The following is a 9,955-nucleotide window of genomic DNA, read 5'->3' as shown; positions in this document are numbered from 1 at the left end:
CCGGCAGCCGACGCTCAGACCACGTACTCCCGGCCGACCCGGGCGATGTCGAGGGGACCCGACCAGGTGGAGCGGGGCGTCCGCGGAGACCTCCCGAGGATCCGTCCAGGGCTGGATGTGGGTGAGGACGACGCGGCCGACCCCGGCCTCCGTGGCCGCGGCCCCGGCGCGCGCGCCGGTCATGTGGATGCCCCGCACCTCGTCACAGGTGGTGAAGCCCGCCTCGGAGAGCAACAGGTCGACCCCCCGCATGCCCGCGGTGATCGTGTCGCAGCGGTCCGTGTCCCCCGTGTAGAAGAGGGTGGCGGACCGGCCCGGGTCCTCCTCGGAGGGACCCTCCACACGCATCCCGAACCCGGGCACGGAGTGCCAGGCCGTCGAGGGGGTGAGGGTGAGGGGCCCGACGCGCAGCGGCACCCCGGCCCCGAGGGTGTGCAGGTCGAACTCGCCCTCGTAGGACTCCTCCTCGCCGACACCGTCGATCTGGCGGATCCGCTCCAGGAGGCCTTCGGGGCCGGCCACGACGAGGGGCGCCGAGCCCCGACCGGGTCCCCAGCGACGGTGGACGTGGAGTGAGATGACGTCGCCGATGTGGTCGGCGTGGCAGTGGGAGAAGACGACGGCATCGACGTCACGCGGGTCGACGTGGGTCCACAGTTGGCCGAAGGCCCCCGGGCCGAGGTCCAGGACCACGTTCCACGTCCGCACGTCCCCGGTCACGGGATCAGGGCCCTCCGCCTGGACCAGGTAGCACGAGGCCGCCGAGGCCGGGCCCGACATGGACCCGGTGCAGCCCACGATCCGCAGCCTCATGGCAGGGCCCCCTGCGGTTCGGGGTGCACCGAGATCGCCTCGTGCACCTCCGGTCCCAGGAAACGTCGCGCCAGTTTCGCGAAGGTGTCGGGACCCCCGGTGGTGAGGAACTCGTGGTGGGGGGGCTCGTCGGCGTCCCGGGGCTCGTGGAGCATCTCCCGGTCGACCAGCTCGTTGTAGGTGACGTTCGCCGTTGCCTCGGAGGAGGTGACCAGTGAGACGCCCTCGCCCATGACGCGCCCGATGACGCCGGTGAGCAGCGGGTAGTGGGTGCACCCGAGGATCAGGGTGTCCACGTCGGCCTCGCGCAGGGGCTCGAGGTAGTCGCGCGCCACCCGCTCCAGCTCGGGGCCCGTGGTGACGCCCGCCTCGACGAACTCCACGAACCGCGGACAGGCCTGCTGGACGACCGTGAGGCCGGGCACGGCGGCGAGGGCGTTGACGTAGGCCTCGGACTGGATCGTCGCAGCGGTGCCGATGATGCCGATGCGGCGGTTGCGGGTGGTGACCACGGCGGCACGGGCTGCGGGCGTGATGACCTCGATGACGGGGATGTGGGCGTCGGTCCAGTACCGCTCACGCGCGTCGGACAGCGCTGCGGCGGTCGCGGTGTTGCACGCGATGACCAGCACCTTCACCCCGCGCGAGGCCAACTCGTCGAGCCCGTCGAGGGCGAGCTGGCGGACCTCCGCGATGGGGCGCGGACCGTAGGGCGTGTGGGCGGTGTCCCCGAGGTAGACGACCTGCTCGTCGGGCAGCTTGTCGATGATGGCACGCGCGACCGTGAGGCCCCCCAGCCCGGAGTCGAAGATCCCGATCGGCGCGTTGTCCATGCTTGGGACACTAGTGCGCGGGGGCTTCCTCCCGCATGGCTCGCAGCAGTGAATCCTGCCACCACGTCACCGCCACGTAGAGGCCGCTGACGAGGGCGAGCCGGGGTTCCGTGCGCCCGGAACGTGCCTGGTCCCACACCCGGTGGGCGTCCTCGTCGGCCTCGATACCCAGCTCCCCCGCCAGGGCGAGACGGAGGTCGTTGAGGGCGGCGAGCCAGTCCCACACACAGGTGCGTACCACGAGGACGTCGCCGCCCGTCTCCCGGCGCGACGCCCGCAGGTCCTGGCGCAGGCGGCGCAGACGGGCGGACTTCTCCGAGCGGAGGAAGTCCTCGGTGAGGGCCCGCAGCCTCGCGGCCTCGGGGGGGTCCACGCTCATGGGCGGCAGGAGGTTGTCCAGGGTCGGGTCCCCGGGCTCGGGGCGCGAGGACTCGATGCCGGTCGCGGCGCGCACGAGGGGGGTGAGGTCGCTCGGTTCGTCGAGGACGGCGAGGATCTCCCCTGCGAGGCGCTCCAGCATCCGGGAGTCATCCCCGTCCAGGTCGGCGCGGTAGCCGTGGGCGGTGGCGCGGAACTCCCCGATCATCACGCCCGCTCCAGGGTCGCGTGCAGGCCGTAGGAGTGCATGGCGAGCACGTCCGCCTCCATGCGTTCGCGGGTACCGCGCGAGACGGTGGCACGCCCGAGGTGGTGGATCTCGAGCATGAGGGCGTGGGCGGTGGTCCGGGGGTAGCCGAAGTGGCGGCTGAGGACCTCGGTCACGTAGTCCATGAGGTTGACGGCGTCGTCCCACACCACCGTGTGCCATTCGGGCACGGCGGCCGTCGAGCGGCTCACCTGCCCGGACTGGGCAGGCGTCGGGGTGGCGGGCATGCCACCAGCGTAAGCATTCGCGGGGGACCGAGGTGTGGGTTTGGTCTCCACCCCTGTGCGGCAGATGACTAAGTTGGTCCCATGCCTGCTTCCATCTCCACAGCCCTGCTCACCGACATGTACGAGCTGACGATGCTCGACGCCGCCATGCATGACGGGACAGCCGACCGTCGGACCGTCTTCGAGGTGTTCGGACGTCGCCTCCCCGCCACCCGGCGATTCGGTGTGGTCGCCGGGACGGGACGCATCCTGGAGGCCCTGGAGCGTTTCGAGTTCTCCGGGGACCAGATCGACTGGCTCCGCGAGCGCCGCATCGTCTCCGACCAGGCCCTGGAGTTCCTCCGGGACTTCCGCTTCGGTGGTGACATCGACGGCTACGCCGAGGGCGAGTGCTACTTCGAGGGCTCCCCGATCCTCACCGTCTCGGGCACCTTCGCCGAGTGCGTCCTCCTGGAGACCCTGGCCCTGTCCGTCCTCAACCACGACTGCGCGGTCGCCTCGGCGGCCTCCCGCATGACGATCGCCGCCCACGGCCGACCCTGCATGGACATGGGGGCCCGGCGTGCCCACGAGCGCGCAGCGGTCTCCGCCGCGCGGGCCGCCGTCATCGGCGGGTTCCACGGCACCTCGGACCTGGAGGCCGGCAAGCGCTACGACATCCCGACGATCGGGACCTCCGCCCATGCCTTCACCCTCCTCCACGACACGGAGGAGGAGGCCTTCGCCGCACAGATCAGGCTGCTGGGCACCGGCACGACGCTGCTGGTGGACACCTACGACATCCCCACGGCGGTGCGCCGGGCCGTGGAGGCCGCGCGGGCGGCGGGAGGCGAGCTCGGGGCGGTGCGCCTGGACTCCGGTGACCTGGTGGCACTGGCCTTCAAGGTCCGCGGCCAGCTCGACGCCATGGGCGCCACCACCACGAAGATCACCGTGACCAACGACCTCGACGAGTACGCGATCGCCGCGCTCGGCGCCGCCCCGATCGACTCCTACGGTGTGGGGACCCGTCTGGTGACCGGCTCGGGGGTGCCCACGGCCGCCCTCGTCTACAAGATGGTCGAGCGCGAGGACACCGACGGCCACATGCAGGGGGTCGCCAAGAAGTCCTCCTCCAAGAGCACGGTGGCGGGACGCAAGTACGCCGGGCGCGTCATCGGCGAGGACGGGTACGCCGAGGAGGAGCTGCTGGTGGCCGGGAGCAGCGCGGAGGACGCGGGCACTGCGCTCGCCGACGCCGGGGCGCGACCGTTGCAGGTCTCCTACGTGCGCGACGGCCACATCGACCACGCCGCCTGGGGCCGGGAGGCGCTGGTGCGTGCCCAGGAGCACCACGTGCGCTCCCGCAACGAGCTGCCCTACCAGGCCTGGCGCCTGTCCGAGGGCGAGCCCGCCATCCCCACGCGTCACCAGCCCGCCGACTGACCCCACCCCCGCGAAGTCCGCTCCGTTCTGGGGTCGAAGTCCGCCCTCTTCTCCCCGTGAGGTCCGTCCCCGCCCCACTCGGGACCGGCCCCGATGGTGTGTCCGGTGCACGGCGATCGCGCCGGTCCTGGAACACAGGGGGCGAAGGGGGCACCGGGAGCAGTCACAGGGGGACGGACTTCGACCGCTGAACAGAGCGGACCTCACCGTGGGAACAGGACGGACCTCACCGGGTCAGTGGGGGGCGGTGAGCTTGAGGCCGGCGACGCAGGCGACCAGACCCACCAGGAGCAGGACCCGCACCACGCCCACCGGCTCCGCGCCGGTGGCCATGGCCCACCCGGCGGTCGTGGCCGCGCCGACGCCCACCCAGACCGCGTAGCCGGTGCCGACGGGGATCTCACGCAGGGCCCACGCCAGACCTCCCATGGAGGCCAGGAGCCCCAGCGCGAAGACGAGGGTCGGCAGCGGGCGGGAGAATCCCTCGCTGCGTGCCAGGGCCGTCGCCCAGACGGCCTCGAAGAGACCGGAGACGACGAGGACGATCCAGTGGATGTGCATGGTGGCACCTCCCCGGGGCCGTCCCCACGTGAGGTGCGCCGCCCGGGTCGTCCCGGTGGCAGTGCCGCCACCCTACCGCAGCCTCCCCCGCCCCCGGTGCGGTCCCCCGCCTCAGTCGTCGAGGGCCCCGGCCGCCCGCGCGACCGGCAGGCCCGCCCTGTACCGCTCCATGAAGGCCTCGAACCCGGCCACGTCCTCGGGATCCGGCTCGATCGTGGTGGTCCCTGTCCCCGCGAAGACCGCCCGGTCGAGGAACTCCGACAGGCTCCCCCACTCCTTTCGCTGTGCGCGGTAGAGCGCGAGCAGCGCCATGCCCCACGGCCCGCCCTCGCCAGCTCCCGTCCCCACCGTGACCGGGGTGCGCAGCGCTCCGGCCATCACCTTCTGGGCGACGACGGGGGTCTTGAAGAGACCACCGTGGGCGTGGAGACCGTCCAACCGCACGCCCTCGTCCTCCAGGAGGATGTCCATGCCCAGCCTCAGGGAACCGAACACCGTCATCAGTTGCGTGCGCGTGAAGGAGGCCAGGGAGAGGGGGCCGTGCGGGGACCGGATGGACAGCGGTCGGCCCCGGTCCAGGCCCACGATGGGTTCCCCCGACAGGAAGTTGTAGGCGAGGAGCCCACCCCCGTCGGGGGGTCCCTCCAGGGCCTCGGCGTAGAGGAGGTCGTGGACGGTGTGGCGGGGCAGGTCGAGACCGGCGGCCCGCGCGAAGCGTGAGAACACGCCGACCCACTGGTCCCACTCCGAGGTCCCGTTGTTCGAGTGGACCATGGCGACGGGGAATCCCTCGGGAGTGGTGACGACGTCCAGCTCGGGGTGGACGTCACGCAGTTCCCGCTCCAGCACCACCATGGCGAACACCGAGGTGCCCGCCGACACGTTGCCCGTGCGCGGGCCCACGGCGTGCGTGGCGACCATCCCCGTCCCGGCATCCCCCTCCGGTGGGCACATCGCCACCCCGGCACCCAGGGTCCCGCTGGGGTCCAGGAGCCGTGCCCCCTCCTCGGTGAGGACGCCTGCGTCCTCACCCGCCACCAGGACCTCGGGGAGGAGGTCGCGCAGTCGGAGGTCCAGACCGTGCCCGGCCAGGACCTCGTCGTAGGCGTCCAGGCGCGCCCGGTCGTAGTCGCAGGTCTGGGGGTCGATGGGGAACATCCCGGAGGCGTCCCCCACCCCCAGGACGTGACGGCCGGAGAGACGCTCGTGCACGAGGCCGGCGAGCGTGGTGAGGGAGGCGAGGTCCCGGAGGTGCTCCTCCCCGTCCAGGACCGCCTGGTGGAGGTGCGCGATGCTCCAGCGCAGCGGGATGTTGAACCGGAAGAGCTCGCTGAGCTCACGGGCCGCCGGGCCGGTGGAGGTGTTGCGCCAGGTCCGGAAGGGCACCAGCAACCCACCGTCCGCACCGAGTGCCAGGTAGCCGTGCATCATGGCGGAGACGCCCATGCTCCCGACGGTGCGCAGTGTCGTCCCGTGGGTGCGCTCGACGTCATCGGCCAGGTCCCGGTACGCGGCGCGCAGCCCCTCCCAGACCATGTCCTCGTCGTAGGACCACAGGCCGTCGACGAGGCCGTTCTCCCAGTCGTGGGACCCGCTGGCGAGGGGGCGGGCGTCGGCACCGACGAGGACGGCCTTGATCCTCGTCGACCCGAACTCGATCCCGAGCGCGGTCTCCCCCCGGTCGATCGCGTGCCGGACGGCCTCGGCCGCAGTGGAAGTGGTGTCGTCCATCGTGTCCCCCGGGGATCAGGCGTCGGCGTGGGAGACGGCACTCCCGTGTGCCGCACCCGTCAGTGTCAACGTTAACACTGGCGTGCCCGTGCTGTCCGCGTCCCCGCGACCCGACGTCCCCGCGACCCGACATCCCCGTGCGCGACCCGACGTCCCCGCGGGGCGGGACGTGCCCACCCCGAACCGCCCGGGTGCCTCACACCCGGCCCACGAACCACTCCCTCAGCAGGGCGATGCGCGCGTCGATCTGCTGGACGGTCGCCTGGGCCACCTCCGGGCCACCGGCGCGCTGGCGCAGGCGGGAGTGGATGACGGCATGGGAGTCCCCGGACCTGCGCGACCAGTCCGAGACCAACCGGGCCAGCTCCTTGCGCCGCGCGGCCCTCAGCCGGTGCTCGGAGATCCCGGCGTTCGCCTCACGCTGGCGTGCGGCCTCCACGGCGCGCCCGTGCTGGCGGTCCTGGTCCGCCTGCCGGGCGTGCAGGAGGGTGGTGACCTGTTCGGGCTCGAGCAGTCCGGGGATCCCCAGGTACTCCTGCTCCTCCACGGACCCGACCTCCGCGACGCCTCCCCCACGCCGCCCCGTCGAAGAGCACCGCGTCGAACTCGGCGTCCGCCTCCAACGCCTCGAAGCCGGGCAGGAGGTCGGAGGAGGCCTTCTCGCTGCGGTTGGCCTGGGCCACCAGCGCGTCCTCCGGGTTGTACAGGTCGCCCTCGGCGTCGGCGCGCACCGGACGGTCCAGGGCATGGTCGCGCTCGACCTCCATCTGCCCCGCGAGGTCCAGCAGCTGCATGACGGAGGGGATGAAGACCGTCGCGGTCTCCCCACGCCTCCGGGCCCGGACGAACCGGCCCACGGCCTGGGCGAAGAACAGCGAGGTCGAGGTGTTCGTGGCGTAGACGCCCACCGCCAGGCGGGGGATGTCCACGCCCTCGGAGACCATCCGCACCGCCACCATCCACCGGTCCTGGGACTCCCGGAACCCGTCGATGCGCTCCGAGGCGTCGGCATCGTCGGAGAGCACCACCGTGGCGCCCTGCCCGGTGATGGCCCGCAGGTGGCGGGCGTAGGCCCGTGCCTGGGTCTGGTCGGAGGCGATGACCAGGCCGCCGGCGTCGGGGACCTGGCGGCGCACCTCGGAGAGGCGCTGGTCCGCGGCGCGCAGCACCGAGGGGATCCACTCCCCCTTCGGGTCCAGGGCCGTGCGCCAGGCCTGCTTCATCATGTCCTTGGTGAGCGGCTCCCCCAACCGGGCGCTGAACTGCTCCCCCGCCGAGGTCCGCCAGGACATGTTCCCGGAGTAGGACATGAACAGGACGGGGCGCACGACGCCGTCGCGCAGCGCGTCCCCGTAGCCGTAGGTGTAGTCCGCCCGGGAGCGGCGAACGCCCTCCTCGTCCTCCACGTAGCGCACGAAGGGGATCGGGCTCGTGTCGGAGCGGAACGGGGTGCCGGTCAGGGACAGGCGGCGGGTGGCCCCCTCGAAGGCCTCCCCGATGCCGTCACCCCAGGACAGGGAGTCCCCCGCGTGGTGGACCTCGTCGAGGATGACGAGGGTCGGGTTCGCCCTCGTCCGCGCGGCGTGGAGCGTCGGGTTCGCGGCGACCTGCGCGTAGGTGACGGCCACACCGTCGAAGTGCGAACCGGCGCGCCCCTGGGAGTTCGTGAAGGCCGGGTCGACGTGGATCCCGACGCGTGCCGCGGCATCGGCCCACTGCCCCTTGAGGTGCTCGGTGGGACAGACGATGGTCAGCTTGGACACGACCCCACGCCCGAGGAGCTCCACGGCGACGCGCAGCGCGAAGGTCGTCTTCCCCGCACCCGGGGTGGCCACGGCGAGGAAGTCGCGGGGTTCACGCTCGAGGTAGGTCTCCAGCGCCGCGGCCTGCCAGGCGCGCAGGTTCCCGGCGGTCCCCCAGGCCGCACGCCCGGGGAAGGCAGGGGGGAGCTGCTGGGCAGCTGCCGTCGAGACTCGCGCGGGTCCGGCCGTCCGGCCGTCTCCGCCGCGGCTCACTTGTCGGAACCTCCCGACCCGCCGTCGGAGAAGGGCCAGTTGCGCCCGTTCTTCCCCATCGCGTCGCGCAGGGCCTTGCAGCGGGGGCACACCGGGTAGCGGGAGGCGTCCCGGGAGGGGATCCAGACCTTCCCGCACAGGGCGACGACGGGCTGGCCGGTCACCATCGAGGAGTCGGCACGGTCCTTGCGCACGAAATGGGCGAACCGGTCACCGTCACCGGGTGACTTGCGCTCCTGCTCCTCGGTGCGCTCCAGCAGGCCGGTGGCGGACTGGGGGTCCGTCCCTGCCCCGCCGGGGGCCTGGGGGGACTCGGGGCCTCGTGGTTCGTCCAGTGCTCGCATGGCGCCCATTGTAGGTGCGACGTACGAGGGCGGCTCCGGTGGGACCCCGGTCCGGTGAGTGCACAATCCCACGCGCGGATCCGCCGGCAGAGGAAACGCGCGCGAGCTGCGGGCGGACCTCGCACGATGCGCGCGGGCCGCGGTCGGGCCGCACCCGGGCGGCAGCCGGACAGGACCCGGGCGGCGGCCGGACAGGACCGGGTCGTGCCCGTGCTGGGGTCGGTTCGCGCCCGGACAGACCCCGGCTGCGCCCTCGCGTCCCTCAGTCGAGGCCGGAGGCGCTCTCCCAGACCTCGCGGTAGTAGTCGGCCAGTGTGAGCTCTGCGGCCGCGTCCTCGTCGAGGAGGACGAGGGCGTCGGGGTGGAACTGGATGAGGGTCGCGGGCCAGAGCGCGGAGACCCCGCCCTCGAGCATCTCGTGGACGGCGGTCGCCTTGTTGGCGCCCGTGGCGATGAGGACGAGCCCGCGGGCCTCCATGATCGTCCCGAGGCCCTGGGTGAGGCAGTGCGTCGGCACGGCGTCGACGTCGCCGTCGAAGAAGCGCGCGTTGTCCCGGCGGGTGCGCTGGGTGAGGACGCCGACGTGGGTGCGGGAGGCCAGGGAGCCGCCGGGCTCGTTGAAGGCGAGGTGGCCGTCCGCACCGATGCCGAGGATCTGGAGGTCGATGCCCCCGGCCTCGCGGATGGCGGCGTCGTAGCGCGCGGCCTCGGCCCCGAGATCGGGGGCGTTGCCGTCGGGGCCCTGGACGGCGCCCGCCGCGAAGTCCACCTGGTCGGTGAAGTCGCGGTGGATGACGCTGCGATAGGCCTGGGGGTGGTCGGCGGGCAGGCCGACGTACTCGTCCAGGGTGAAGGCACGGGCCCGGGAGAAGGAGATCCGTCCCGCCTGCTGGCGGGCGACGAGCTCCCCGTAGAGGGGCAGTGGCGAGGACCCGGTCGCCAGCCCGAGGACCGCCTCGGGGTCCCGGGTGAGCAACTGCTCGAAGCGGTCCGCGGCAACCGCGGCGATGGCCGCGAGATCAGGAAGAATGGCGACCTTCACTGGGACTCCTCACGAGAACAATCGATTCGTGTTGAACATTCTATGCCGTTGCGCTCAATATGTGTCACACGGTGTGGGGGGCGCCACTGCGACGACCGCCACGCACCACGACCGACGGCTGGTCGTCCGTCGCAGGGGCAGGTGACCCGTCGCGGAGGCGGGTCGTGGGCGCGGAGGCGGGTGGTCGTGCCCCCGGCCCCGGCTCCGGTCCGCGACGCTCGGCCGGGGCCGGACCCCAGACCTCGGCCATCGGCCCCCGGCCCCGTCCGCGGGGTACGGAAAGGGGGGCGGACGCCGACCGGCGTCCGCCCCCCTCCG

At 72.7% G+C, this 9,955-nt stretch carries 9 protein-coding genes and 1 pseudogene; 1 reads left to right on the top strand and 9 read right to left on the bottom strand.

Annotated features, from left to right (window positions below; genetic code table 11):
* From TA90_RS11955 to clpS, 4 genes are all read right to left on the bottom strand, one after another.
* A partial coding sequence (locus tag TA90_RS11955; protein WP_082031684.1) for an MBL fold metallo-hydrolase occupies nucleotides 1–813 on the bottom strand: 813 nt, incomplete at its 3' end.
* Complete coding sequence (murI, locus tag TA90_RS11950; protein ID WP_052450844.1) at nucleotides 810–1,646, bottom strand: glutamate racemase; 837 nt, start codon at nucleotides 1,644–1,646, stop codon at nucleotides 810–812. The genes TA90_RS11955 and murI, both read right to left, overlap by 4 nt.
* Before the next feature lie 10 nt (nucleotides 1,647–1,656).
* Nucleotides 1,657–2,232, bottom strand: coding sequence for a DUF2017 family protein (locus TA90_RS11945; protein WP_043536765.1), 576 nt, complete (start codon nucleotides 2,230–2,232; stop codon nucleotides 1,657–1,659).
* Nucleotides 2,232–2,519, bottom strand: a complete 288-nt coding sequence (gene clpS / locus TA90_RS11940; RefSeq protein WP_043536764.1) for an ATP-dependent Clp protease adapter ClpS — start codon at nucleotides 2,517–2,519, stop codon at nucleotides 2,232–2,234. Before clpS ends, TA90_RS11945 begins: the two co-directional genes overlap by 1 nt.
* Nucleotides 2,520–2,600: 81 nt before the next feature.
* On the opposite strand from clpS, the gene TA90_RS11935 reads away from it, so the two are divergent.
* On the top strand, nucleotides 2,601–3,944 hold the full coding sequence (locus TA90_RS11935) for a nicotinate phosphoribosyltransferase (RefSeq protein ID WP_043536763.1): 1,344 nt from the start codon (nucleotides 2,601–2,603) through the stop codon (nucleotides 3,942–3,944).
* Between the two features lie 234 nt (nucleotides 3,945–4,178).
* On the opposite strand, the gene TA90_RS11930 is transcribed toward TA90_RS11935, so the two are convergent.
* The 5 genes and pseudogenes from TA90_RS11930 to nagB all read right to left on the bottom strand — a co-directional run bounded on the left by TA90_RS11930 (nucleotide 4,179) and on the right by nagB (nucleotide 9,637).
* Nucleotides 4,179–4,505 carry a DMT family transporter gene (locus tag TA90_RS11930; protein ID WP_043536761.1) on the bottom strand — a complete coding sequence of 109 codons (327 nt, stop codon included), beginning with the start codon at nucleotides 4,503–4,505 and terminating at the stop codon, nucleotides 4,179–4,181.
* 111 nt (nucleotides 4,506–4,616) lie between these two features.
* Nucleotides 4,617–6,236: a xylulokinase gene (locus tag TA90_RS11925; RefSeq protein WP_043536760.1), complete on the bottom strand. Its 1,620-nt coding sequence runs from the start codon at nucleotides 6,234–6,236 to the stop codon at nucleotides 4,617–4,619.
* A gap of 196 nt (nucleotides 6,237–6,432) precedes the next feature.
* A pseudogene (locus tag TA90_RS11920) lies at nucleotides 6,433–8,251 on the bottom strand (DEAD/DEAH box helicase).
* A complete protein-coding gene (locus tag TA90_RS11915) occupies nucleotides 8,248–8,604 on the bottom strand; it encodes a DUF3039 domain-containing protein (RefSeq protein ID WP_407921593.1) in 357 nt (118 codons plus the stop codon). Before TA90_RS11915 ends, TA90_RS11920 begins: the two are co-directional and overlap by 4 nt.
* A gap of 253 nt (nucleotides 8,605–8,857) precedes the next feature.
* Entirely contained in the window at nucleotides 8,858–9,637 is a 780-nt protein-coding gene (gene nagB, locus TA90_RS11910) for a glucosamine-6-phosphate deaminase (protein ID WP_043536759.1), read from the bottom strand.
* Nucleotides 9,638–9,955 lie beyond the last annotated feature (318 nt).

It is taken from the genome of Actinomyces polynesiensis, assembly GCF_000820725.1.
Taxonomy (GTDB): Bacteria; Actinomycetota; Actinomycetes; order Actinomycetales; family Actinomycetaceae; genus Pauljensenia; species Pauljensenia polynesiensis.
Note: the sequence above shows the minus strand (reverse complement) of the source record. Positions and strands in the feature narration are given on the sequence as shown.

Bases quoted from the DNA above. Each gene is read 5' to 3' on its own strand.
- TA90_RS11930 (WP_043536761.1), bottom strand. From the start codon at position 4,505: ATGCACATCCACTGGATCGTCCTCGTCGTCTCCGGTCTCTTCGAGGCC.
- murI (WP_052450844.1), bottom strand. From the start codon at position 1,646: ATGGACAACGCGCCGATCGGGATCTTCGACTCCGGGCTGGGGGGCCTC.
- TA90_RS11935 (WP_043536763.1), top strand. From the start codon at position 2,601: ATGCCTGCTTCCATCTCCACAGCCCTGCTCACCGACATGTACGAGCTG.
- TA90_RS11925 (WP_043536760.1), bottom strand. From the start codon at position 6,236: ATGGACGACACCACTTCCACTGCGGCCGAGGCCGTCCGGCACGCGATC.
- clpS (WP_043536764.1), bottom strand. From the start codon at position 2,519: ATGCCCGCCACCCCGACGCCTGCCCAGTCCGGGCAGGTGAGCCGCTCG.
- TA90_RS11945 (WP_043536765.1), bottom strand. From the start codon at position 2,232: ATGATCGGGGAGTTCCGCGCCACCGCCCACGGCTACCGCGCCGACCTG.
- TA90_RS11915 (WP_407921593.1), bottom strand. From the start codon at position 8,604: ATGGGCGCCATGCGAGCACTGGACGAACCACGAGGCCCCGAGTCCCCC.